Raw genomic sequence first — 25,611 nt, 5'->3', positions numbered from 1 at the left:
CTTCGTAACGCGCCGGCTCTCAGAGTGACAGTGAGATGCCGGTATACCAGGTCCGTCCGAACGCCGGCTCCAGTCCGGTCTGCCAGACCCGGTCGTAGTACTGGCGGTTGGTGAAGTTGCTGATGCCGGCGAGCAGCTTGACGCTGCGATTGAGCTGCCAGTCGCCAGCCACGTCCAGCACGGTATAGGCGGGAATGCGGGCGGGCAGGTAGGTGGCGCCGCTGCCCAGCGACTGGTCGGAGGACTGCCAGAACTGCGCGGCGGAGGAGACCGCGGTGAGGCTGAGCTTGATGCGCTGCTCGACACGCCAGGTGACGCCGGCCTTGAGCAGATAGCGTGGTGCATAGGCGGGAATCTTGCCGACCTGGCCCGGGATGGCGCTGGCGACGTAGCGGGCATTGAGCAGGCTGGCGTTGATGAAGGCCTCCAGGTGCTCGCCATGCTCGGCCAATGCGGTCGGCGCGAAGAAGTCGTAGTTGAGCTGGCCCTCCAGACCGCGGCTGCGGGTGTCGCCGGTGTTGACCTCGATCACGTCGACGTTGTTGAGCTGCACCGCTTCGATCTGGTTCTTGAAGTCGATCCAGAACAGGCTGACGTCGTAGTACAGGCCGGTGGCCGGTACGCCATGCACGCCCAGCTCATACGACAGCGACTTCGATGGATCGGGCGCCTGGCCGGGCAGGATGTTGGCGAACGGCGAGGCCATGTCGAAGTAGCGCAGCGGCCGCCAGCCCTGCGACACGTTGAAGTAGGTCTCGTTGCCGTGGCCGAAGTCGTTGCCGATGCCCAGCCCGAACAGCGGCACGGTGCGTGCGTCGGCCTGGTTGATCAGTGGGCGACTGAGGAACGGTGGCTTGACCGTCTCGTCGACGTCCACGCGCTCGTGCTCCAGCCGTACCGAGGGCACGATGTGGAAGCGGTGCGGCAGGCGGAAGACGTTCTCGGCAAACACCGCGGCGTAGTCGGACGTGCGCGCCTGCACCAGCCGCGGCGTGCCGCTGCGGTCGTAGCGGTCGACGTAGAGGTCGCTGCTGGTCCACTGCCGAAACGGATCGTTGCCATGGAACAGCGTGGTGCCGATGGTGAAGGCATTGCCCTGGCCCCACTTCTTGCGCAGGCGCAGGTCGGCGCCGGTGGTACGGAACTGCTCGTCCTGCAGGGTGGTGCTGGTCGGCAGCGGTTGTGGCGGCAGCGCGTTGGCGGCCGAACGGCTGGCCAGATCCTGATAGGCGAACCACGCCTTGCCCTCGAACAGCCAGCCGTCGCCGAACTCGCTGCGCTGGCCCAGCACGAGCTGGTCGCGGTCGACCCAGTCGCGGTTGTACGGCGTGGGCGTCGCCTGCGGGTTGGCCTGCCATTGCGGATAGCTCAGCCGGCCGGGATCGCCGGAAGCCGCATCGATCACGTGCAGGTCGAGCCACCACAGCTGCTGTGCGTTCGGCCGGTAGTCGACGTAGAGATCGGCCTGACGCATCTGCGAGCCGGCGTTGGCGCGGGTACCGTCACTGCCCACATAGGCGGCATCGGCGCGGTAGGTCCAGCGCCCACTGCTGCCCTCGACGGCGTTGTAGGTCGAGTACAGCCCGTGATTGCCGACGACCTGCTCGCTGGTGAACGAGAATGGCGCGCCGGGAGCGGGCCGCCGCGATACCAGGTTGATCACGGGCGCCGGCTCCGGGCCATACAGCAGACTGGAGCCGCCGCGGATCAGCTCCACGTCGGACAGACTCTGTGTCAGTGGCATCGCGTACAGGGTGGGGAAGCCGATCCAGTCGCTCTCCATCGGAATGCCGTCCTGCATCACCAGCACGTATTCGGATTCCTGCGGGTTGCCCAGGCCCCGGTAGCTCAGGTTGAACTGGGTCGGCGTCGGCTGCTGCGACACCTGGATGCCGGGCGAGCGCGCCAGCAGCTGGTCGAGGTTGTTGCCGATCACGCTGGGTTGCTCGTCGAGATGAGTCACCGTGGTCTTCTTGGTCACGGTGATCTTGGTGCCGTCGACCTCGGGCAGCATGTGTTTCAGCTTGGCCTTGAGGGTCTCGCGCCAGCTTTCGGCGTTGACATCGACCGCTGGAAGGCTCGTGGAGGACGCCTGGACCTGCACGTGGTCCCCGGTGGCATCCGCGGAGGGTGTGGCTTGTTGCGCCAGTGCGCCTGCAGAGATGAGCGCCAGGGCGACGGCCAGTGGCAGGACAGCAGTGCGCGGAATCGACATGGGTAACCCTTGGAGGCGGTGCAAGCACACCTTTATCGTGCATCGCCATGTGCATCGCCATAGGCCAAGCGTTTAGTTGCATGACTTCTGTCCCATCGTGCGATAACTGCCGGAAGCGTAGTGTCAGGGTCTGTGGCATCGCTTCGGGGCTTGGTGTCGATGCTGCCTCACGCGTCATCTTGGCCGGTCGCCCTGCGACCGGATGCGGCCCGTCAGTGCGGGCTTCACCAGAGGGAGGTCTGGTTCCATGCGTATCCGATTGCTGTTTTCCGTGACTGCGTTGCTGCTCGTCACCGCGTCCGCACATGCGTTGACGACCGACGAGCTGGTGGCGAAGAACATCGACGCCCGTGGCGGGCTCGACAAGATCCACGCGATCAAGACGCTCAAGCTCGAAGGCAAGCTGCGCGTCGGCGGCCAGTTCGAGCTGACCCTTGCCGAATACAAGAAGGCGCCCGACTCGGTGCGCAACGAGGCCACCATCCAGGGCCTGACCCAGATACAGGCCTGGGACGGCAAGAATGCGTGGCAGATCTCGCCATTCCAGGGTCGCCGGGATCCCGAGAAGATGTCCGGCGACGACGCCAAGTCGCTGTCCGATGACGCGGCGATAGGCGGTCCGCTGGTCGACTGGCAGGCGCAGGGCAGCAAGCTCGAATACCTGGGCACCGAGGACATCGACGGTACCGAAGCGCACAAGCTCAAGGTCACGCGCAGCAATGGCGATATCGAATATGTCTATCTCGATCCGGATCATTTCCTCGAGATACGCACGACCACGGATCAGATCGTGCGCGGCACCCATGTCGAAACGGTCGCCGATTACGGTGATTACGAGCAGGTCAATGGTGTGTATTTCCCGTTCTCGATCTCCTTGTCCAGCAAGGGTGCCGGCCCCTTCGACAAGCAGCAGATCACGATCGAAAAGGCCGACGCCAATGTGGCGATGGACGACACCCTGTTCACCTTCCCGGCTGCTGCCGGTACAGGCCACACAGCGGGAGGAGTGAAGCCATGAAGCATCTCGACAGCAAGCTGGCGGCGCTGCCTGCCATCGCATTCGCCCTGTCACTGGCCCTGGGCAGCAGCGCGCATGCCGCTGCACCGGAGGATGCGACCCGGGGAGCCGTGAAATTCGACGCCGGCGTGATCTCGGGCCTCGGTGCGCGCAACATCGGTTCGGCCGCGATGAGCGGGCGCATTGCAGCGCTCGCCGCGGTACCCGAGAAGGACGGCAAGCTGACGGTCTACGTCGGCGCGGCCAGCGGTGGCGTGTGGAAATCCAGTGATGGCGGCACCACCTACAAGCCGGTGTTCGACAAGCAGACGGTGCAGTCGATCGGCGACATCGAGATCGATCCGTCCCGTCACGACACGGTGTGGGTCGGCACCGGCGAGTCGTGGACGCGCAACTCCGTGTCGATCGGCGACGGCATCTACAAGTCCACCGATGGCGGCGAGTCGTGGACCAACATGGGCCTGAAAGGCTCCGAACGCATCGCGAGGATCGTGATCGATCCGAAGGATGGCAACACCGTGTATGCCTGTGCGCCAGGCAAGCTGTGGAGCGATTCGGCCGATCGCGGCCTGTACAAGACCAGCGACGGCGGCAAGAGCTGGAAACTGGTGCTGAAGGGCAAGAACCTGTCCACCGGCTGCGCGTCGGTGTCGATGGATCCGAAGGATCCGAACGTGCTGTTCGCCGGCATGTGGGATTTCCGCCGCAAGGGCTGGACCTTCCGTTCCGGCGGCGAATCGCCGACCGCGCCATCCGGCAGCGGCCTGTATCGTTCCGCCGATGGCGGGCGCTCATGGACCGAAGTCACCGCCGCCGCCAACAAGGGGTTTCCGAAGCAGCCATTCGGCCGCATCGCGGTGACCGTGGCACCGTCGAATCCGGCGATCGTCTATGCCCTGGTCGAGTCGCCTGATTCGGCGCTGTACCGCTCCGACGACGGCGGCAGGACCTGGCAGCAGCGCGACAAGAGCCAGCTGATGGTCTGGCGGCCGTTCTATTTCGCCAGCCTGATTGTCGATCCGCACAATCCGGATCGCGTGTTCAAGCCCGACCTCAACCTGATCCAGAGCCTCGACGGCGGCAAGAGTTTTGCCAATGTCGGCGGCGGCACCCACGGCGATTCGCACGTGGTGTGGATCGACCCGCGCAATACCCAGAGCACGATCGTCGGCGACGACGGCGGCCTGTGGTATTCGAAGGATGGTGGCAACAAGTGGTGGAAGGCAAACAACCTGCCGGTGTCGCAGTTCTATCACGTGAGCGTGGACGACGCCGATCCGTACCGGGTCTATGGCGGCTTGCAGGACAACGCCTGCTGGGTCGGTGACTCGGCCTTTCCCGGCGGCATCGCCAACGCGCAGTGGACCAATTATTGCGGCGGTGACGGCTTCTGGATGTTCGATGATCCGGCCGACCCCGATTACATCTACATGGAGACGCAAGGCGGCACCATCACACGCGTCAACCGGCATACCCATGAGGCGCGCGACATCCAGCCCAAGCCGAACTACAACGAGAAGCTGCGCTGGAACTGGAACACGCCGATCGCCCTGAGTCCGAACGAGAAGGGCACCATCTACATAGGTGCGCAGTTCCTGTTCCGTTCGCGTGATCACGGACAGAGCTGGGACCGCATCTCGCCGGACCTGAGCACCAACGATCCGAAGAAGCAGGAACAGGAGAAATCCGGTGGCGTCACCGTGGACAACTCCGCGGCGGAAACCTACACGACGATCTATTCGATCAGCGAATCGCCGAAGCAGTCCGGGCTGATCTGGGCCGGCACGGATGACGGCAACCTCCAGCTCACCCGTGATGGCGGCAAGAGCTGGACCAATATGGTCGGCAACATCAAGGACCTGCCGGCCGGTGAATGGGTATCGTGGGTGCAGGCGGGCCAGTTCGACGCCGGCACGGCCTATGTGGCATTCGACCGCCACAGCTTCGGCGACATGAATCCCTACATCTACAAGACCACCGACTACGGCAAGTCATGGACCGCGCTGGTGACGCCGAAGGACAGCAAGGGTCTGCGCGGCTACGTGCACGTGATCAAGCAGGATACGGTGAAGCCGAACCTGCTGTTTGCCGGCACCGAGTTCGGCCTGTGGATCTCGATCGATGGCGGCGCGAACTGGGCGCAGTTCAAGGGCGGCGATTTCCCGGCCGTGGCCGTGCGCGACATTGCGATCCAGCCGCGCGATTCGGACCTGGTGCTGGCCACCCACGGCCGCGGCATCTGGATCATCGACGACATTACGCCGTTGCGTGCGCTCGATGCGAAGGTGCTGGCCAGCGAGGCGAGCTTCCTGTCCTCGCGGCCGATCCAGCAGCGCATCGAGGCGTTCGGTGGCTGGCCCGGCGGCGACGCCGACTTCATCGGCCCGAACCCGTCGGACGGCGCCGTGATCACCTACTACCAGCGCAGCCGCCACCTGTTCGGCAAGCTGAAGATCGACGTGCTGGACAGCAAGGGCAACCTGGTCGACACGATTCCGGCCAGCGTACGCCGCGGCATCAACCGGGTGGAATGGTCGATGCGGACCAAGGCGCCACGCGTGCCGCCGGCCGCGCAGATTGCCGGCAACTCGGCGCAGGGCCCGCGTGTGGTGCCGGGTACCTACACGGTGCGCATGACCAAGGACAAGGACGTGTTCGAGACCAAGGTCGATGTCGGCCTGGATCGTCGCGACAAGTTCAGCGTGGCCGATCGCCAGGCGCAGTTCGATGCTGCGAACCGGGTCAAGAAGCTGTTCGGCGACATGAGCGACCTGGTGGCCCGGATCAACGCGGTGCGTGCCGCGGCGGATGCCGAAGCCGCCACGCTGCCGGCGCAGGATGCCACGCGCAAGCAGCTCGCCGATCTCGGCGACAAGGCCAACGACATCCGCAAGAAGATCGTGGCGACCACCGAAGGTGGCGCCATCACCGGCGAGTTGCGCCTGCGCGAGCACACCGATGAACTCTACGGCGCGATCATGTCGTACGAGGGTCGTCCATCGGATTATCAGATGGCCGGGATCGATACGCTCACCCGGGAACTCGGTGACGTGCAGAAATCCTTCGCGGATTTCCAGGCCGGCGACCTGAGCAGGACCAATGCCGCGCTGAAGGCGAAGCACCTCAAGGAAATCACGATCCCGGCGACGATGCCGGAACAGGATGGCGATGCGGGCGGCGGCAAGCAGGCGCTGGAAGCAGCCATGCGCGGCCAGCGGCAGGAGCGCGATTGAAGCTGGCCTGTGCCACATGCACAACGAGCGAAACGGAGTGGATCGGGGCGGCAAGATGCCCGATCCACTCGCCAGTGGACCAGTCCAGCCGTCCATTCATCAGCGGCCAGCGTGACTTCCGGGCCTTGAACGTCTCGCGGCGGCACGTCATACACTCGTCCCTTTGATCATGCCGAAGCGGGGAATTGTCCATGCGTCTGCGTCGCTGCCTTGTGGTGCTGGTCCTTGGAGTTGCCACCGCGCTGAGCGCGCACGCGACGGTTGACCCATCGCTGTATCAGGGCCTGCAGTGGCGCCTGATCGGACCGTTCCGGGGAGGCCGTGTGCTGACCGTGACCGGCATCGCCGGTGACAGTCGCCATTTCTATTTCGGCGCGGTGGATGGCGGGGTCTGGGCCACGCAGGATGCCGGGCGTACCTGGCAACCGATCTTCGACAGCCAGCCGGTCGGTTCGATCGGCGCGCTGGCGCTGGCGCCGTCCGACCCGAAGACGATCTATGTGGGCACGGGCGAGGCCGACATGCGCTCGGACATCGCCCACGGCGACGGCATGTACAAGTCGGTCGACGCCGGCAAGCATTGGACCCACATCGGGCTGGAGGACACCCGGCAGATCGCCGGCGTGCTGGTGGATCCGCGCAATCCGGAGGTGGTGTTCGTCGCCGCGCTTGGCCATGCCTACGGCGCCAACGCCGAACGCGGGGTGTTCCGTTCCATCGACGGCGGCAAGCACTGGGACAAGGTGCTGTTCAAGGACGCCGACACCGGCGCGATCGATCTTGCCTTCAAGCCCGGCGACCCGGACACGATCTACGCGGCGCTGTGGCAGACCCGGCGCCCGCCATGGAGCGTGTATCCGCCATCGAACGGGCCTGGCAGCGGCCTGTACGTGTCGCATGATGGCGGCAGTCACTGGAGCCAGCTGCAGGGCAACGGCTTCCCGGCGCATCCCGGCCGCATCGGCATTGCGCTGGCACCGAGCCGGCCCAATCGCGTGTATGCGCTGGTCGATGCGGCGCAGGGCGAAGGTGGCCTGTATCGCTCCGATGACGGTGGAGCGCACTGGAACCACGTCACCGACGACCAGCGCATCTGGCAGCGCGGCTGGTATTTCTGCCGGCTGACGGTGGATCCGAAGAACGCCGATCGGGTGTACGTGATGAACACCATCGTGCTGCGCTCCGACGATGGCGGCAAACAGTTCATCGCGCTGAAGGGCGATCCCACCGGCGACGATTTCCACCAGATGTGGATCGACCCGACCGATCCGGACCGGCAGATCCTCGGCATCGACCAGGGCACGCTGGTCACGCTCAATGGCGGCAAGACCTGGAGCAGCTGGTTCAACCAGCCGACTGCGCAGATCTATCACGTCAGCACCGACAACCGGTTTCCGTACTGGGTCTACGGTGCGCAGCAGGATTCCGGCGCGGTGGCACTGCCCAGCCGCGGCGGCAGCGGTGACGGCATCACCATGCAGCAGTTCCACGAGATCACCGCAGGCGGCGAGAGCGGCATGATCGCGCCCGATCCGGACGACCACGACATCGTCTACGGCGACAAGGTCGACAAGCTCGACATGCGCACCGGCCAGACTCGCAACGTCGATCCCACCCTGGCTTATCCGGCTGCGCACTACCGCGGTGCATGGACGCTGCCGCTGACCTTCTCCAAGCGCGACAGCAAGGTGCTGTACTTCGCCAACCAGCGCCTGTTCCGCACCGCCGATGGTGGCGATCACTGGGCGCCGATCAGTCCCGACCTGACCCGCGAGGATGCCGGCACGCCGGCCAATCTCGACGCGCCCACCGCGGCCGACGACGACCATGTCAGCCAGCGCCGCGGCGTGATCTACACCATCGCACCGTCGCCGCTGGATGCGCAGGCGCTATGGGTGGGCACCGACGACGGCCTGGTCTGGCGCAGCGCCGACGATGGTGCTCACTGGCAGCAGGTCACACCTGCCGCGCTCACGCCGTGGTCCAAGGTGGGGGGCATCGAACCCTCGCACTTCGACGCGAACGTGGCGTACCTGGCGGTCGACCGCCATCGCCTCGACGACGACACGCCGTACATCTACCGCACTACCGACGGCGGCAGGAACTGGACGCGCATCGACAGCGACATCCCGCGCGACAGTTTCGTCAACGTGGTGCGCGAAGACCCCGTGCGCAAGGGGCTGCTCTACGCCGGCACCGAGAAGGGCATCCTCGTGTCGTTCGACGACGGTGCACACTGGCAGCCGTTGCAGCAGAACCTGCCGATGACCTCGGTGCGCGACATCGACGTGCACGGCAACGATCTGGTGATCGCCACCCACGGCCGCGGCTTCTGGATCATGGACGACGCCACCGCGCTGCGGCAGCTGGACGATGTGCGCACGAATGCGGTCATCCTGTTCAAGCCGGCTGACGCGATCCGCGCGCGTCCGGCGTCCTTCACCGGCACACCGTTCCCGAAGGACGAGCCGACCGCGGCGAACCCACCCGATGGTGCAATCATCGACTACGCGCTGCCGAAGACGGTCAGGGGTGCGTTGACGCTGATCGTGTTCGACGCACAGAACCACAAGGTGCGCAGCTTCAGCAGTGCCGACAAGGTGACGCCGCCGGACCCGACCAAGCTCGATATCGCGCCGGAGTGGGTGCCCGTACCGATGCGCCTGTCCACGACAGCAGGCATGCACCGCTTCGTGTGGGATCTGCGTTATCCGCAACCAGCCGGGGTCGTGCCCGATCACGAGAAGGAAAGTGCCGGTGTGTGGGCACCCCCGGGCAGCTACACGATCGAGCTGACCGTCGATGGCCACAGCTATCGGCAGCCGCTGCGGCTGCTGCCCGACCCGCGCGTGAACGTTTCCATCGCCGCCCTGCAACGCGAATTCGTGCTGGCGCGCAAGGTGGAGGCCGCCGCCGCGCAGGCGGCGGCGGCCAGCGCGGATGCCAGCCGGCTGCTCAAGCTGCTGGACGCACGGCAGGCGCATGCCGGCGCGGATCTGCATGCCCGGATCGCCACGCTGATGGACAAGTTGTCGGACCTGTCCGGCGTCGTGGCGCACCCCGATCCGCGCAACTCGATGGGCGCGCCACCTCGGCGTACGGACAGCCTGCGCGCGTTGTCGATGAACTTCGACAAGCTCGAACAGGCAGTCGATGGTGCCGACGCCGACCCCAGTGCGGATGCCGTGACATCGTATGCCACGCTCTCGCAGACGCTGGCCGCCACGCTCGACGCATGGCAGCAGTTGAAGCGCGCCGACCTGCCCACGCTCAACGCGCAGTTCAAGGCTGCCGGAGAAAAACCGGTCGCCTTGTGATTGCCTGCGGTGCCGCCAGTGCGTGCATGGCGGCTATGTGGCAACGCCCTGGTGACATCCAGGGCGTGTTGCCGCGGGCGCGGGGTTGACCGAAAAGACGGGCAGATGCCTGCCAGGCATCGAGCAGACCTGGCAGCGCACGGAAGGCACCGACATTCGCTTTGCCCGTCAATGAGGTGGTCAAATCTCAACGGGCAGGGATGGTCAAATCTCAACGAATGCCGGCAGGTGCCTACTATCAGTCGCACGAATTCGGTTGTAGATTGCCGAAAGACCTGTGAGGAGCTGCTGCTGTCCATGCAACGCGCCATGCCTCCGCCGCGCCGCCCGAGCTCCGACCCGCACCGGCAGGTTGCGTCGTCACGGGGAAGCGAGTCGTGACGGAGGTGTCTGCCACCGGTACGGTGGAACAGGCACTGGCTCACGCCGCGCGCTTGCTGGACAGCAACCCGGCGCTGGCCGTCGAGCAGCTCACCGAGATACTGAAAGTGGCCGAGGGCCATCCGGCTGCGCTGCGGCTGCTGGCGAAGGCGCGGTCGAGCCAGGGTGATGTACATGGCGCGCTCGACATCCTCGTGCCCCTGGCACGGACCCAGCCGAACTGGGCGATGGTTCATCTCGACCTGGGCCTGGCCTTGGGCCGCGACGGCCGCGGCCAGGAAGCGATCGATGCGTTGCGCCGGGCGGTGGCGCTGAAGCCCGACCTGCCGCAGGCCTGGCGCGTGCTGGGCGACCATCTCATGGCGGCCGGTGAACAGGAGGCCGCCGACGCGGCGTATGCCAGCCACGTGCGTCATTCCACTCATGATCCGCGGCTGCTGGATGCCGCCATCGCGTTGGCCGAGAACCGTATCCCCGAAGCCGAAGCCTTGTTGCGCGAGCACCTGAAGCAGGCGCCGACCGACGTGGCCGCGATACGCATGTTCGCCGAGGTCGCCGCGCGTCTGGGGCGCAACGAGGACGCGCTGAACCTGCTCGCGCGTTGTCTTGAGCTGGCACCCAGCTTTCATGCCGCGCGCCAGAACTATGCGCTGGTCCTGCATCGCAACAACCAGCCGGAACAGGCGCTGGTCGAGATCGAGCGTCTGCTGGCGGCGGAACCTGGTCATCCCGGCTGCCGCAATCTCAAGGCGGCGGTGCTGTGCCGGATCGGCGACTACGAGCAGGCCATCCGCATCTACACCGAGTTGCTGGAACACTACCCGCGCAACGCGAAGGTGTGGGTAAGCTACGGCCATGCGCTGAAAACCGCAGGTCATGGCGAGCGCGCCGTCGCTGCCTATCGCCGCAGCCTGGAGCTTGAACCGTCCTTCGGCGAAGTCTGGTGGAGCCTGGCCAATCTGAAGACCTTTCGCTTCAGCGCCGGCGACCTCGCCGCGATGCGACGGCAGCTGGCGCGCGCGGATCTGGCCGAGGCGGCTCTCTCCCAGGATGACCGCCTGCATCTGGAGTTCGCCGTCGGCAAGGCGCTCGAAGACACCGGCGAGTATGAACCGTCCTTCCGGCATTACGCGCAGGGCAATGCGATCCGCCGCGCGCAACTGCACTACAGCGCCGACGACACCCATGCGCGGGTGCAGCACATTCGCGAGCACTACACGCGCGATTTTTTTGCCGGGCGTGCGGGAGCCGGCAGTCCGGCGCGTGATCCGATCTTCATCGTCGGCCTGCCGCGGGCCGGTTCCACCCTGATCGAGCAGATCCTGGCCAGCCACAGCCAGGTCGAAGGCACGATGGAGCTGCCCGAGGTCACCTCGATCACGCGTCTGTTGCGCATGCAGGCCGATGCCGACAGTGCTATGCCTTACCACGATGCATTGGCGGCACTCGATACCGATGCCCTTCGTGCGCTCGGCGAGCGTTACCTCGCGCATACCCGGATCCAGCGCAAGACCCCGGCGCCGTTGTTCATCGACAAGATGCCGAACAACTTCATGCACATCGGCCTGATCCAGTTGATGCTGCCGAACGCGAAGATCATCGATGCGCGCCGGCATCCGCTGGGCTGCTGCTTCTCGGTCTTCAAGCAGCACTTCGCGCGCGGGCAGAGCTTCAGCTACGACCTTGAGGACTTGGGTCGCTACTACCGCGACTACGTCGTCCTGATGGCGCATTTCGACGCCGTGCTGCCGGGGCGCATCCACCGCGTCGTGTATGAGCGCATGATCGAGGACACCGAGGGCGAGGTGCGTCGCCTGCTTGATTATTGCGGCCTGCCGTTCGAGGAATCGTGTCTGCGTTTCTTCGAGAACGCGCGGCCGGTACGCACGGCCAGTTCGGAACAGGTACGTCAGCCGATCTACCGGGAGGGGGTGGATCACTGGCGGCATTACGCACCATGGTTGGTGCCTTTGGAGTTGGCATTGGGGCCGTTACTGGAGAGTTATCCCGAGGTGCCGGAGTCGGAGGAATGACAGATTGTTGAAAAGGGCTGTCCTGCCCTTTTCAACGTAGCTGTTCCCGCTGGATTGTCGTGGACTGGAGAGGGGAGCTTATGCACGCGAACAGATCCAAAAAGATCATGAGAACGCAACGAGTGCGGTTGGTGCGGTTGCCGCTGGCCACGGCGATCTGTCTGGCCATGGCCGTGCCGGCCTTCGCGCAGGACGCCGCGCCGCCCGCGTCGTCGACCGCGACACCGCCTGCCAAGCCGAAAACCACGACGCTGGGCGTGGTGACGGTGACCGCGCAGAAGCGCACCGAGAATCTGCAGAAGGTGCCGATCAGCATCAACGTGCTGGCGGCGGATCAACTCGAGGCACTGCAGGTGCAGAACTTCAACGACTACGTGAAGTACCTGCCCAGCGTCACCTTCCAGCAGGGCGGCGGCGGCATTGCCACCGGTCCCGGTTTCGCCACGATCTACATGCGCGGCGTGGCCAGCGGTGGCAACACCAACCATTCCGGCTCGCAGCCGAGCGTGGGCGTCTATCTCGACGACCAGCCGGTGACCACGATCCAGGGTCCGCTCGACATCCATATGTACGACATTGCCCGCATCGAGGTACTGGCCGGCCCGCAGGGCACGTTGTACGGCGCGAGCGCCGAGGCCGGCGCCTTGCGCATCATCACCAACAAGCCCGATCCAAGTGCTTTTGCGGCGAACTACACCGTCGGTACCGACCAGGTCGATCATGGCGGCATCGGCGATACCTTCGAGGGCATGCTCAATCTGCCGATCAGCAGCAACGCGGCGGTGCGCCTCGTCGGCTGGCACGAACATGATGCCGGCTACATCGACAACGTGGCCGGCACGCGCACATTCCCGGTTTCCGGCATCACCGTCAGCAACGAACCTGGCTGCGTACCAAGCGACAACAATGCGCCCAGCTCGAGCCTCCAGTGCTTCGGGCACGCCCGGAACGACTACAACGACGTCAACACCAACGGTGCGCGGGCGGCGCTGAAAGTCGACCTCAACGACGACTGGTCGATCAGCCCGACCCTGATGGGGCAGCAGACGATCTCGCACGGCAGCTTTGCCAGTGATCCGGCCATCGGCAGTCTGGCGGTGACCCACTTCTATCCCGAGCGCGTCGATGACCGCTGGTGGCAGGGGGCGCTGACCGTGCAGGGCAAGATCGGCAACTGGGATCTGACCTATGCCTATGCCCATCTCAAGCGCAACCAGGAAGAACAGACCGACTACAACGACTACTCGTTCTGGTACGACACCCTGCTGCAGTACGGCGCCTACATCCACGACAACAGCGGTGCGTTGATCAACCCGTCCGAGTTCATCACCGACCGCGACCACTACACCAACAGCAGCCACGAGCTGCGCATCGCCTCGCCCAGCGACGACCGCCTGCGCCTGGTGGCCGGCGCGTTCTGGCAGAAGCAGAAGCACGACATCATGCAGGACTACCAGATCAACGGCCTGGGGTCCGATCTGTCCGTGCCGGGCTGGCCGAATACCATCTGGCTGACCAAGCAGATGCGCTACGACCATGACGAGTCCGTGTTCGGCGAACTGTCGTACGACTTCATTCCCGACGTGCTCACCGGCACGGTGGGCGAGCGCTACTTCCGCACCCGCAACAACCTGTACGGCTTCTACGGCTTCAGCAGTGGTTTCTCGCCGAACTCGAGTTATGGCCAGGCCGGCTGCATCTCGCCCGATCCGTTCGAGGGCGCGCCTTGCATGGACTTCAACAAGCAGGTGAAGGAAAGCGGCTCGCTCAGCAAGTACAACCTGACCTGGAATATCACGCCCACGAAGATGCTCTACCTCACCCGGTCCGAAGGCTTCCGTCCGGGTGGCGTCAACCGCGCGGGCGATCTGCCACCCTACCAGGCGGATTTCCTGACCAACCTCGAGCTCGGCTGGAAAACCTCCTGGCTCGACAATCGGCTGTCGTTCAACGGCGCGGTGTTCCGCGAGACCTGGAATCACTTCCAGTTCAACATCCTCGGTCCCAACGGCCTGACCATCATCGAGAACGCCAATTCGGCCCGCATCGACGGGTTCGAGTCGCAACTGAACTGGCAGGCGACTTACAACCTGAATCTCAGTGCCGGTGTCGCGTTCTACGACGCCAAGCTGACCGCGAACTACTGCGGATTCACGGATGCCGCCGGCAGCCCGGTCACTTATTGCCCGGCCGGCACCATCAACCCGCAGACAGGTGAGGCCGTGACGGGACCGCAGGCCCCCACGGGCACCCAGTTGCCGATCACGCCACGCTTCAAGGGCAACCTCATCGCGCGTTATACCTTCAGCTTGGGTGGCATGGACGCCTTCGTGCAGGGTGCATTCGTGCACGTGGGTGAACGCACGACCGACCTGCGGCTGGTCGAGCGCAGCCTGCTGGGCAATCTCCCGGCCTACAACTCTCTCGATCTTTCCGCGGGTATCCAGAAGAACAGCTGGTCGGTGAACGTGTACCTCGACAACGCGTTCGACAAGCGTGCGGCGCAGTACAAGTTCACCGAATGCGGCGTGACCATCTGCGGCGCGCACGATGTCGTGCCGCAATACCCCGATGGACAGGTCTACACCGGCTTCAGCCAGCCACGCACGATCGGTATCCGCTTCAAGCAGGACTTCTAGGCGAGCGATTGTTTGCCGCGCAACATGAGAGTACCGGCGTGAGCTGGCCTCTCATGTTGCGGAAGTCTGATTCCCCCACTCTTGAGGGTCGTGCTTTGGGCGCTGGCGCACTCAGGCGGGGCGCTGGCATCAAGGCACGGGGCAGGCCTGGAATCAGTCCGATTCAATGCACCAGAATTGTGCTAAATCAGCCATCGTTTCGTCTTTCATTGGTGCTACCGTAAGCGTTCGCCATACCCGCTGATCATGCAAGTGACTGTGCTGCAAAGGTTTCATGTCGTGGCACGGGCTTTGCTCTAATGCTTTATCCCTTTCCCTCCGAGGCTCCGCCATGTCTGCCCAGAAAGTGCTCGACCTGATCCAGGAACACGAGGTCGAGTTCGTCGACTTCCGCTTCGCCGACATGCTCGGCGTGCATCACCACGTCAGCTTCCCGGCCCATGCGATCGACGAGTCGACGTTCGAGGACGGCAAGATGTTCGACGGCTCTTCCATCACCGGCTGGAAGGGCATCAACGAGTCGGACATGATCCTGCTGCCCGATCCGGAGACCGCGCACCTCGACCCGTTCAGCTCGCACGTGCAGCTGATCCTGCATTGCGACGTGCTGGAACCGTCGACCATGCAGGCGTATGGTCGCGACCCGCGCTCGATCGCCAAGCGCGGCGAGGCGTACCTGAAATCCACCGGCATCGCCGACACGGCGTTCTTCGGCCCGGAGCCGGAATTCTTCATCTTCGATTCGGTGCGCTGGCAGAACGATCCGGGCCGTGTGTTCTATGAGATCGGCTCACAGGAAGCGGCGTGGAGCTCGCGCTACAAGTACGACGGCGACAACACCGGCCATCGTCCGGGCGTGAAGGGCGGCTACTTTCCGGTCAGCCCGGTCGACTCGCTGGGCGATCTGCGCGCCGACATGTGCAAGGTGCTCGAGTCGCTTGGCCAGAAGGTCGAGGTGCATCACCACGAAGTGGCGAACGCGGGCCAGTGCGAGATCGGCGTGAGATTCAACACGCTGGTGAAGAAGGCCGACGAGCTGCTGACGATGAAGTACGTCATCAAGAACGTGGCGCACCAGAACGGCAAGACCGTGACCTTCATGCCCAAGCCGCTGGTCGGCGACAACGGCAGCGGCATGCACGTGCACCAGTCGCTGGCCAAGAACGGCGAGAACCTGTTCGCCGGCGATCTGTACGGTGGTCTGTCGCAGACCGCGCTGTGGTACATCGGCGGCATCTTCAAGCACGCCCGCGCGATCAACGCGTTCGCCAACTCCACCACCAACAGCTACAAGCGCCTGGTGCCGGGCTTCGAGGCGCCGGTGATGCTGGCCTACTCGGCACGCAACCGTTCCGCGAGCTGCCGCATTCCGTACGTGGCCAGCCCGAAAGGCCGCCGCATCGAGGTGCGCTTCCCCGATCCGATGAACTCCGGCTACCTGGTGTTCACCGCGCTGATGATGGCCGGCCTCGACGGCATCCTCAACAAGATCGATCCGGGCGCACCGGCCGACAAGGATCTGTACGACCTGCCGCCGGAAGAAGAGAAGAACATCCCGCAGGTCTGCTCCAGCCTCGACGCTGCACTGGAGGCGCTCGACAAGGACCGTGACTTCCTCAAGGCCGGCGGCGTGTTCACCGACGACTTCATCGACGCCTACATCGAGGTGAAGATGAAGGAAGTCACCAAGTACCGCGCGAGCACCCATCCGCTGGAATTCCAGATGTACTACTCGCTCTGACCGCAGCGGCTTCGCGGCAGTGAAAAACAACGGGCGCCTCGGCGCCCGTTGTCGTTTGTCCCGCCGGCTCCGCAGTGCCGGAGTTGCCAGCCATGCCGACGAGGCCTAGCGGCGATCGACCGAATACTTGCCCGGCCCGGTGACGCACAACAGCAGCAGTCCGCCCGTGATGCTGATGTTCTTGTAGAAGTTGATCATGCTCGCCATGCGCTCGCCGTCGAGCATCGTCCAGTAGTGATGCCCGATCATCGCGGTGGCCAGCGTGTACAACGCCAGCAGCAGGGCGAGCGGTCGCGTATAGAAGCCGATCACGATGGCGATGCCGACGAAGAATTCCATGACGACCGCGATCGCGGCGGCGACGGTGGGAAGCGGTACGCCGTCCGACGCCATGTACGCGACCGTGCCTGCGAAGCCGGTCAGCTTGCTCCAGCCGAAGATCACGAACAGGATCATCAGCAACACGCGGGCAAGCAGAATCAGTTCGTCCTTGCGATGCTCGAACAGGGTGTATCGCATGATCATTCTCCTTCGTTGTGAATCGTGCAGACGAGCACGAAAGCCACGTTGACCTGGCCGGTGTCCTCACCGACAGGCAGCTTGCCTGGAACAGACTATGCGGCATGTGGCACGGGCTGCACAGCCCGTGCACCGGCCCGTGCAATCAGCGCATTCGAAACAGTTTCTGCGATGCCACGGCGAATGAAGCGGCTGCGTGTCCCTGCATCGGAAGCTGACTCAAAACCGGACGAAGGCGACTGCCGCGGCGCGTTGTTGCAAGGCGATAAATATTATGCATTTCAATTACTTGTATAGCATTGAAGGCATGGGTCATTTGGCTGCGGTTCACTGTCAGGCAATTCGGTCATGCAATGATCCTCGGACATGCCCTGCCGGCAAGGATTCCTGATTCGGGACGAGATGCACCACGGTTGTTCTTCGACAACCGGAACAAAACCAGATAGCCGGATCAAGCAGGTGGCAGGCGTGCTTGAGATTGCCCGAGTCGGCAGCCGCTTCGGCTTGAAGCGCACGACCCGTTTCAGAAGCAGGATTCCGGAATCATCTGAAACGCGGGCTTCCAGGATGGACAGGAGCCGGTTATTGCCGGTGGTTCGAATGACGTTGGTCGCCTTGGATCCGGGAGTATGTCGATACGGTGTTCAAACGGATATTGATCGTCTGCATGGGCAATATCTGCCGCAGCCCGACGGCCGAATACCTGTTGCGACAGCGTATCGGATCGCGTGCCATCGAGGTGGACAGCGCCGGGCTGGGTGCACCGGTCGGCAGCCCGATGGATCCGATCGCGCTGCAGTTGCTTGCCGAGGACGGTATCGATGGTTCGATGCATCACGCACGCCAGCTGACACCGGTGATGTTGCGCCAAGCCGACCTGGTGCTGGGCATGGAGAAAAATCATGTTGCCGCGATGATCCAGCTTGCACCCGAAGCTCGCGGCAAGGTCTATCTGCTCGACAAATGGTTGCATGAAAGTGATATCCCCGACCCCTATCGCCAGCAGCGTGCCGCATTTGAACTCGTTCACAGGATGATCACGCGCGGTGTCGATAGCTGGGAGCCTTACCTTTAATTTTTTCTTCCGTGCAACGGGATGATCGCCCATATGGCCGCTACCCAAGACCTCGCGCAGCCCCTGCAGCGCGATGACGAAATCGATCTGAGCGAACTGCTCGGTACGCTCAGAGATCACAAATGGTTGATCGGCATCATCACCGGCGTCTTTGTGCTGATCAGCATGGCCTATGTGTTGCTGGCCACACCCATCTATCAGGCCAGCTCGGTCGTGCAAGTGGAGCAGAAGGTGCCGAGCCTGCCGGGGTTGAGTGCGCTGACCCAGACACTCGGGGCTGCCAGCCCCGAAGCCACGACGGAAACCGCGTTGATCACTTCACGCATGGTGATCGGTGCGGCAGTCGACCAGCTCAATCTCACGGTTGAGGCCCACCCGCAGCGCTTCCCGCTGTTCGGCGATTTCATCGCCCGCCACTACGTCTCGAAACATCCCAATGCCGTGGCCCCACCGATGTTCGGTCTGCTCGGCTATGACTGGGGCGGCTCGGAGCTGGATGTCTTCCAGCTGGATGTTCCGAGCAGGCTGCTGGACAGGCCGTTGAGCCTGGTGGCAGGCGAGGGTGGTGCCTATGTCCTGCTTGATGACGACGACAACGTGCTGGTCATCGGCAAGGCCGGGCAATCCTCCAGCGGTCATGGCGTGACCATCCAGGTCAAGACGCTGATCGCCAATCCGGGTACGCGTTTCCGGGTCTTCCGCCATCGCGAGCTGACGCTGATCAACAAGTTGCAGCGGGCCATCAACGTCACGGAAGTGGGCAAGGAATCGGGCATCCTCGAGATGACCTATGACAATCCCGATCCGGACCTGGCCACCAATGTGCTCGAACAGGTCGGCGAGCTCTATGTGCGGCAGGATGTGGATCGCAATTCCGCCGAGGCGGCAAACAGCCTGAAGTTTGTCCGGGAGCAACTGCCGAATGTGCGCCGCGATCTGGAAAAGGCAACGGCAGCGCTCAACGCCTATCAGATCAAGGCACATTCCGTGGATATCAGCATGCAGACCCAGGGCCTGCTGGATCAGGAAGTTTCCATCGAGACGAACATCCAGCAGTTGCGTCTGCAGCAGGCGGACATGCAACGCCAATACACCCCCGAACATCCGGCCTACAAGGCGCTGATGCAGCAGATCGGTCAGCTGGAGGGGCAGAAGAACGCAATCGACAAGAAGGTCGGCAGCCTGCCGAATACCCAGCAGGAGCTATTGAAGCTGACCCGTGATGTGCAGGTGAGCAATGACACCTATACCGGCCTGCTCAATCAGGCCCAGCAGCTCGACATCGCCCGCGCGGGCACCGTCGGCAACGTGCGCATCATCGACAAGGCCGCGGTGGACGTCACCAATCCGATATGGCCCAGGAAGCTCATCGTGGTGCTCGGCGGCATGCTGCTCGGCGGCTTTGTGGCGCTGCTGTACGTCTTCATCCGCCAGATGCTCAACCGCACCATCGAAGACCCGGCCGTCATCGAGAAGCTCGGCTTGCCGGTGTATGCCACCATTCCGGTCAGCCAGCGCGAACAGGTGCTGCAGGGCAAACGCGCCCGCGGTGATGGCAGACAGCATCTGCTGGTGCTGGACGCGCCCGCGGATCTGGCGACCGAGGCCTTGCGCAGTCTGCGCACGAGTCTGCACTTCGCCCGCCTGGAAGCGAAAAACAACGTGCTGATGATCTCCGGCTCCAGCCCGGATGCCGGCAAGACCTTCGTCTCCGCCAATCTTGCCGCCGTCGTTGCCCAAAGCAACCAGCGCGTGCTGCTGATAGACGGCGACATGCGCATGGGCGCGCTGCACAGGGTTGTGGGTGGCAACGCCAACATCGGCCTTTCCGAACTCATTTCGGGCCAGGCCGAGCTGATCGAGGCGATACACCCGGTCGCCGCGCAGGAAAACCTGCACTTCATCGCGCGCGGCAAGATACCGCCGAACCCTTCCGAGCTGCTGATGAACGCGAGGTTCTCCGCGCTGCTCAAGCAACTGATGCCGCTGTACGACCTGATCATCATCGACACGCCGCCGATTCTGGCGGTGACCGACGCGGCCATCATCGGCCATCACTCGGGTACCGGCTTGCTGGTGGTGCGTTTCGGTCTCAACCAGGCCCGTGAACTTGGCCTGGCCAAGCAGCGCTTCGAGCAGAACGGTGTCGTGATCAAGGGCGCCATCTTCAATGCCGTGGAAAGACGCAGCAGCGGCTATTACTCCTATGCCTACTACGCCGTCGGCAAGGCGGCCTGATGAGAACAGGCCTCGACGCAGAGCCGGATTCAATGGCGCGCCATTCCACGCAGTCGCCGGAAAGGAAAGACGCCGGACGCAGTCCGCCGCAGATCGATCCGTGGCGTCATCGATAGCTCGAACATCCTCAGGGACCACGCAAGATCGGGATCAGCTCCATGCCAACCATGAAGAACTTCGCGCTCATCGGTGCCGCCGGCTACATAGCGCCTCGCCACATGCAGGCCATCAAGGCCACCGGCAACCAGCTTCTGGCTGCCTTCGATCCGAATGACTCGGTCGGCATCATCGACAGCCACTTTCCCAGCGCCGACTTCTTCACCGAGTTCGAACGCTTCGATCGGCACGTCGACATGCGCCGGCGTGCCAGAAACGGAGGCCAGATCGACTACGTCGCCATCTGCTCGCCGAATTACCTGCATGACTCGCACATGCGTTTTGCCCTGCGCTCCGGTGCCCACGCGATTTGCGAAAAGCCGCTGGTACTGAATCCGTGGAACATCGACGGACTGCTGGAAATCGAACGCGAGACCGACAAGAGGATCAATACGATCCTGCAACTGCGCCTGCATCCGGCGATCATCGCCCTGCGCGACAGGGTCAGGCGCGAACAGGGCCGCGGCAAGCACGAGGTAGACCTTGCCTATGTCACCGCGCGCGGCCACTGGTATCTGCAGAGCTGGAAGGGTGACTCGAAGAAGTCCGGCGGCATAGCCACCAATATCGGCGTGCATTTCTTCGACATGTTGCATTACATCTTCGGCGCGCTGCAGGCCAACGTGGTGCATCTGTCCAGCGACACGAAAGCGGCCGGCTACCTGGAATACGAGAACGCGCGCGTGCGCTGGTTCCTGTCGGTGGATGTCGAGGATGTACCCGCCGCGCAACGCGAAAGCGGCCAGCGCACTTACCGGTCGATCACCGTGGATGGCGAGGAGATCGAGTTTTCCGGCGGTTTCACCGACCTGCACAACCGCAGCTACGAGGAAATTCTCGCCGGCCGTGGTTTCGGCCTGGAAGAAAACCGTACCGCCATCGACACCGTCGCGACGATCCGCACGAGCAAGGCGGTGGCTTCCGCGGGCGATGCCCACCCGTTCCTGAAAAAGTGAGCAGCATGGATTATTACCAGCACCCCTCCGCCATCGTCGATGAAGGCGCCCGCATCGGCGAAGGCTCTCGCGTATGGCATTTCGTGCACGTTTGCGGAGGTGCCCGCATCGGCAAGGATGTCTCGCTCGGTCAGAACGTGTTTGTCGGCAACAAGGTGGTCATTGGCGACCGCTGCAGGATCCAGAACAACGTGTCGGTGTACGACAACGTGACACTGAAGGAAGCCGTCTTCTGCGGTCCGAGCATGGTGTTCACCAACGTCTACAACCCGCGCTCGCTGGTCGAACGCAAGGACGAATACCGCGACACCGTGGTCAACCGGGGCGCCACCCTCGGCGCGAACTGCACCGTCGTCTGCGGCGTCACCATCGGCGAATTTGCCTTCGTGGGCGCCGGCGCGGTCATCAACCGGGACGTGCCGGCCTATGCCCTGATGGTCGGCGTGCCGGCGCGGCAAATCGGCTGGATGAGCGAATTCGGCGAACAGCTGAACCTGCCGCTGGAAGGACACGCCGAGGACGTCTGTACGCATACCGGCGCCCGTTACGTGTTGAGCGGTCGCACGCTGCACAAGCGGGAGGCTGCGTGATGATCGACTTCATCGATCTCAAGGCGCAACAGGCCCGCATCAGGGACAGCATCGATGCAGGCATTGCCCGTGTACTGGCACACGGCCAGTACATCCTCGGCCCCGAGGTTGCCGAGCTGGAGGCAAGGCTCGCCGCCTACACGGGAGCGACTTATTGCATCTCGGTGGCCAACGGCACCGATGCCTTGCAGATCGCGCAGATGGCTCTTGGCATCGGCCCCGACGACGAGGTGATCACGCCCGGATTCACCCACATTTCCACGGCCGAATCGGTGGCGTTGCTGGGTGCCAGGCCGGTGTACGTGGACATCGATCCGCGTACCTACAATCTGGATGTCGCCCTGCTGGAAGCGGCCATCACGACGCGCACCAGGGCGATCATTCCGGTGTCGCTGTACGGTCAGTGCGCCGACTTCGACGCCATCAACGCCATCGCGGCGAAGCACGGCATCCCCGTCATCGAGGATGCGGCGCAGAGCCTCGGCGCCACCTACAAGGGTCGCAAGAGCGGCAACCTCAGTACCATCGCATGCACCAGCTTCTTCCCCAGCAAGCCACTGGGCTGCTACGGCGACGGCGGGGCGATCTTCACCAGCGATGCCGAACTGGCGAAGGTCGCGCGCCAGATCGCCCGGCATGGCCAGGATCGCCGCTATCACCACATCCGCATCGGCGTGAACAGCCGTCTCGATACCCTGCAGGCGGCGATCCTGTTGCCCAAGCTCGAGATTCTCGACGAAGAAATGGCCTTGCGTCGGCACGTGGCAGAGACCTACGGCCGACTGCTTGCCGGGGTCGATGATGTCGTCGTGCCCATGGTCGAGCAGCACAACGCCAGTGCGTGGGCCCAGTACACCGTGCGCGTGCACGATCGCGAAGCCGTATGCGCCCGCCTGAAGGAAGCCGGCGTGCCGACGGCGGTGCATTACCCGATCCCGCTCAACCAGCAGCCGGCCCTGGCCGATGGAAACGCGCGTCTGCCGGTGGGTGATGCGGCAGCGGAACAGGTCATGAGCTTGCCCATGTCGCCCTATCTCGATGCGAGCCAGCAGGAGTTCATTGCTGCCTCGCTGGCTTCGAGCGTTTCCCGCCGAGCATGACGCCGGATTCGCCCGCATGAAAAAGATCATATTCGGGAGATGCTATTCGTTCTCCGGCGAAGCGAACCACCAGGCCCTGCTTGCCGAATGCCTGGCGCTGTATGCCGATGCCGGAGACCTGGATCCCGAGGTGGAGATACGTATCGCACGGGCGATACCGGCGCGCAAACCGTCCTCGATCAATCCCCGGGCGCACAGGAAATTCAGCAACGGAATGCTGACGTCGTTTCCCGCAATAGACGTCTATTGGAAGCGATCGGGCCGGGGGTGTCTGGAAGTCGAAGTCGCTTTCAAGCCACGCCATGGCATCAAGCAGAAGATCCAGAAACTGCTGTCAGTCGAATACTCGAGCGATGTCGAGTCGTTCGAGCAGCTGTTGCACGAGTTCGTCCTGGTTCCCTCGGCGTATTTCTTCCGGGATGTCGCACCCATGCATGCCGCATGCATAACGGTGAACGGCCGTGCCTGCCTGCTGGCGGGAACTGGCGGCGCCGGCAAGTCGGCGGCGATGCTGGCGCTGCGGCAGAACGAGAATGTCGGCTTCGTCAGCGACGATATCGCCATCCTGTCTTCGGCCACCTCCCGCGTTCACCCCAACATGGCGTGGCCGAAAATCTATGGCTACAACTGCGCCGGGAATTCGCTGAAAGGCGAGATTCTCGCGGGACGCGGGTGGCTCGACAGGGCGCATTTCAACATCAAAAGCCGGATCAATGCCGCCGGCGTGCGCAGAAAGATCCGGCCGGATCGTCTTTATCATCACGTCGAATCGGCATCGGTTTCCCCTTCACGTCTGTACTACGTGGTCCGGGAGGATGTTTCCGACATCCGCATATCGCATCTTGGCGTGGCGAGTGCGATCGAGATGACGATTGCCGTCATAAGCGCCGAATACAGCATATTCCACGACCATCTTCACTGGGAGCAATACAACGCACTGGCCATTGCGCAGCCTGCCATGCTGACGATGGAAGAGGTGGTTGCAAGCTGGCGGCTCGTCCTGTCGGCAGGGCTTGCGGATGTCGGCTGCTTCAAGATCAGCCTTCCTTTTGACGTGGACCAAGCCGTTTACCGGGACAGCATGGTCGACATCCTCATCGCCGACACGGTTGCCCGACCGTGAGAATCGTCATTCTTACCAACGCCTATCCCTACTCCCCCGGCGAGCAGTTCATCGAGGACGAGATCGAATATTGGGCAAACAACCCGGCCGCCAGCGTGACATTGTTGCCGGCCGTAGCCGCCGGAAAGCCCAGGACCATACCCGAGGGAATATCGATCGATCTGGGCATGGCACGCGGCACAAGAGTTACGCGACTGTGGTTCACGCTGCTCGCGATGTTCTCTGCGATGTTCCGGAGTGAGCTGCGCTACCTGCGGCGATCGCGAAAAATGGACACTTACACCATCGCGCGCGCCTTGCTGCATGCGTCCAAGGTTCTCGAACAGGCAAAACGTCTGGAGCGATACGCCAAGGCGAACGGCCGAATCGATGTGGCGTATTCCTACTGGAACGAAACGCAGTCCTATGCCGCAGCACTGGCCAAGGCAAGAGGATCCATATGCAAGGTCGTCTCCAGGGCACATGGATTTGACTTGTACGAGATGCGGCGAAAGCATGAATACATGCCGCTCAAGCGGCAGTTCATCCATGCCTACGACAGGATATTCGCGCTATCGCAAGAGGGTCGCGCCTACCTGGAGGAGACGTACGGCGCCCCGTCTGAAAATGTGAAGATCAGCCCCTTGGGCGTGCCGCTGACCAACACATTGTCGCGACCGAGTCCCGCAGGCTCCCTGCATGTCGTTTCGGTTTCATTTTGCGTGCCTGTAAAGCGCCTGGACCGAATCATCGAGGCGCTGAGCCTGTTTGCCCATCAGCATGGTCAGATAAAGACGACCTGGACCCATATCGGCGCCGGCCCACTCTTCGACGAGATCAGGGAGCTGGCAAGTGTGCGCCTGGCCGGTATAGACAATTTGTCTTTTGAATTTCTTGGCGAGATGCCCAACCACGCGGTCAAGACCTATTACCTGGATACACCCGTCGACATATTTATGAATACGAGCGAGTCGGAAGGCATGGGGGTTTCCATCATGGAGGCCATGAGCGCAGGCGTACCTGCGCTGGCGCCCGATGTGGGCGGCGTTTCCAGCCTGGTATCCAACGAGTGTGGTGCCTTGCTGAGCCCGTGCCCGAGCATCCAGGAAATTGCCGATGCCATCGGGAGGGTCGCGCTTGAAGACGGGCGACATGCCTTGCGCATGAATGCGCGCAAGGTGATCGAGGCACGTTTCAATGCTGACAGGAATTACGCGGATTTTGTTTCGAACATTTTGACCCTCGCATCGTCGCCTGGATAAGTCGGACCGATGCATTCGGACAGGCATATCCATCGG

Annotated in this window: 15 protein-coding genes; 13 read left to right on the top strand and 2 right to left on the bottom strand. The window is 63.3% G+C overall.

Going from position 1 to position 25,611, the window contains the following annotated elements; all coding sequences use genetic code 11:
• Positions 1-19 precede the first annotated feature (19 nt).
• Complete coding sequence (locus ACYVKM_RS04680; protein ID WP_460876164.1) at positions 20-2,215, bottom strand: TonB-dependent receptor family protein; 2,196 nt, start codon at positions 2,213-2,215, stop codon at positions 20-22.
• Positions 2,216-2,462: 247 nt separating this feature from the next.
• Here ACYVKM_RS04680 and ACYVKM_RS04675 point away from each other — a divergent pair, with 247 nt between their 5' ends.
• The 6 genes from ACYVKM_RS04675 to glnA all read left to right on the top strand — a co-directional run bounded on the left by ACYVKM_RS04675 (position 2,463) and on the right by glnA (position 16,577).
• A complete protein-coding gene (locus tag ACYVKM_RS04675; protein ID WP_460876163.1) occupies positions 2,463-3,233 on the top strand; it encodes a hypothetical protein in 771 nt (256 codons plus the stop codon).
• A complete protein-coding gene (locus ACYVKM_RS04670; protein WP_460876161.1) occupies positions 3,230-6,466 on the top strand; it encodes a WD40/YVTN/BNR-like repeat-containing protein in 3,237 nt (1,078 codons plus the stop codon). The genes ACYVKM_RS04675 and ACYVKM_RS04670 overlap by 4 nt, the downstream gene beginning before the upstream one ends.
• A 191-nt stretch (positions 6,467-6,657) precedes the next feature.
• Positions 6,658-9,783: a WD40/YVTN/BNR-like repeat-containing protein gene (locus ACYVKM_RS04665; RefSeq protein ID WP_460876160.1), complete on the top strand. Its 3,126-nt coding sequence runs from the start codon at positions 6,658-6,660 to the stop codon at positions 9,781-9,783.
• Between the two features lie 377 nt (positions 9,784-10,160).
• The gene (locus ACYVKM_RS04660) at positions 10,161-12,197 is read left to right on the top strand and encodes a tetratricopeptide repeat-containing sulfotransferase family protein (RefSeq protein ID WP_460876158.1); all 2,037 of its coding nucleotides are present in this window, start codon (positions 10,161-10,163) and stop codon (positions 12,195-12,197) included.
• A 107-nt stretch (positions 12,198-12,304) separates the two neighbouring features.
• A complete protein-coding gene (locus tag ACYVKM_RS04655; protein ID WP_460876157.1) occupies positions 12,305-14,836 on the top strand; it encodes a TonB-dependent receptor in 2,532 nt (843 codons plus the stop codon).
• 331 nt (positions 14,837-15,167) lie between these two features.
• A complete protein-coding gene (glnA, locus tag ACYVKM_RS04650) occupies positions 15,168-16,577 on the top strand; it encodes a type I glutamate--ammonia ligase (RefSeq protein WP_460876156.1) in 1,410 nt (469 codons plus the stop codon).
• A 105-nt stretch (positions 16,578-16,682) separates the two neighbouring features.
• Here the strand turns inward: glnA and ACYVKM_RS04645 are convergent, their stop codons facing one another.
• Positions 16,683-17,096 carry a DoxX family protein gene (locus tag ACYVKM_RS04645; RefSeq protein WP_460876154.1) on the bottom strand — a complete coding sequence of 138 codons (414 nt, stop codon included), beginning with the start codon at positions 17,094-17,096 and terminating at the stop codon, positions 16,683-16,685.
• A gap of 640 nt (positions 17,097-17,736) precedes the next feature.
• On the opposite strand from ACYVKM_RS04645, the gene ACYVKM_RS04640 reads away from it, so the two are divergent.
• The 7 genes from ACYVKM_RS04640 to ACYVKM_RS04610 all read left to right on the top strand — a co-directional run bounded on the left by ACYVKM_RS04640 (position 17,737) and on the right by ACYVKM_RS04610 (position 25,575).
• Positions 17,737-18,171, top strand: coding sequence for a low molecular weight protein-tyrosine-phosphatase (locus ACYVKM_RS04640; RefSeq protein ID WP_460876152.1), 435 nt, complete (start codon positions 17,737-17,739; stop codon positions 18,169-18,171).
• A 33-nt stretch (positions 18,172-18,204) separates the two neighbouring features.
• Positions 18,205-20,409 carry a polysaccharide biosynthesis tyrosine autokinase gene (locus tag ACYVKM_RS04635; RefSeq protein WP_460876151.1) on the top strand — a complete coding sequence of 735 codons (2,205 nt, stop codon included), beginning with the start codon at positions 18,205-18,207 and terminating at the stop codon, positions 20,407-20,409.
• 158 nt (positions 20,410-20,567) lie between these two features.
• Positions 20,568-21,521: a Gfo/Idh/MocA family protein gene (locus ACYVKM_RS04630; RefSeq protein WP_460876150.1), complete on the top strand. Its 954-nt coding sequence runs from the start codon at positions 20,568-20,570 to the stop codon at positions 21,519-21,521.
• Positions 21,522-21,526: 5 nt separating this feature from the next.
• On the top strand, positions 21,527-22,111 hold the full coding sequence (gene wbpD / locus ACYVKM_RS04625) for a UDP-2-acetamido-3-amino-2,3-dideoxy-D-glucuronate N-acetyltransferase (RefSeq protein ID WP_460876148.1): 585 nt from the start codon (positions 21,527-21,529) through the stop codon (positions 22,109-22,111).
• Positions 22,111-23,211 carry a DegT/DnrJ/EryC1/StrS family aminotransferase gene (locus ACYVKM_RS04620; RefSeq protein ID WP_460876146.1) on the top strand — a complete coding sequence of 367 codons (1,101 nt, stop codon included), beginning with the start codon at positions 22,111-22,113 and terminating at the stop codon, positions 23,209-23,211. Before wbpD ends, ACYVKM_RS04620 begins: the two co-directional genes overlap by 1 nt.
• Before the next feature lie 16 nt (positions 23,212-23,227).
• A complete protein-coding gene (locus ACYVKM_RS04615) occupies positions 23,228-24,334 on the top strand; it encodes a hypothetical protein (protein WP_460876144.1) in 1,107 nt (368 codons plus the stop codon).
• Positions 24,331-25,575: a glycosyltransferase gene (locus ACYVKM_RS04610; protein ID WP_460876143.1), complete on the top strand. Its 1,245-nt coding sequence runs from the start codon at positions 24,331-24,333 to the stop codon at positions 25,573-25,575. Before ACYVKM_RS04615 ends, ACYVKM_RS04610 begins: the two co-directional genes overlap by 4 nt.
• The last annotated feature ends 36 nt before the right edge of the window (positions 25,576-25,611 follow it).

It is taken from the genome of Rhodanobacter koreensis, from assembly GCF_054782855.1.
Note: the sequence above shows the minus strand (reverse complement) of the source record. Positions and strands in the feature narration are given on the sequence as shown.

Bases quoted from the DNA above. Each gene is read 5' to 3' on its own strand.
- ACYVKM_RS04680 (WP_460876164.1), bottom strand. From the start codon at position 2,215: ATGTCGATTCCGCGCACTGCTGTCCTGCCACTGGCCGTCGCCCTGGCG.
- ACYVKM_RS04675 (WP_460876163.1), top strand. From the start codon at position 2,463: ATGCGTATCCGATTGCTGTTTTCCGTGACTGCGTTGCTGCTCGTCACC.
- ACYVKM_RS04670 (WP_460876161.1), top strand. From the start codon at position 3,230: ATGAAGCATCTCGACAGCAAGCTGGCGGCGCTGCCTGCCATCGCATTC.
- ACYVKM_RS04665 (WP_460876160.1), top strand. From the start codon at position 6,658: ATGCGTCTGCGTCGCTGCCTTGTGGTGCTGGTCCTTGGAGTTGCCACC.
- ACYVKM_RS04655 (WP_460876157.1), top strand. From the start codon at position 12,305: ATGAGAACGCAACGAGTGCGGTTGGTGCGGTTGCCGCTGGCCACGGCG.
- glnA (WP_460876156.1), top strand. From the start codon at position 15,168: ATGTCTGCCCAGAAAGTGCTCGACCTGATCCAGGAACACGAGGTCGAG.
- ACYVKM_RS04645 (WP_460876154.1), bottom strand. From the start codon at position 17,096: ATGCGATACACCCTGTTCGAGCATCGCAAGGACGAACTGATTCTGCTT.
- ACYVKM_RS04635 (WP_460876151.1), top strand. From the start codon at position 18,205: ATGGCCGCTACCCAAGACCTCGCGCAGCCCCTGCAGCGCGATGACGAA.
- ACYVKM_RS04630 (WP_460876150.1), top strand. From the start codon at position 20,568: ATGCCAACCATGAAGAACTTCGCGCTCATCGGTGCCGCCGGCTACATA.
- wbpD (WP_460876148.1), top strand. From the start codon at position 21,527: ATGGATTATTACCAGCACCCCTCCGCCATCGTCGATGAAGGCGCCCGC.
- ACYVKM_RS04620 (WP_460876146.1), top strand. From the start codon at position 22,111: ATGATCGACTTCATCGATCTCAAGGCGCAACAGGCCCGCATCAGGGAC.
- ACYVKM_RS04615 (WP_460876144.1), top strand. From the start codon at position 23,228: ATGAAAAAGATCATATTCGGGAGATGCTATTCGTTCTCCGGCGAAGCG.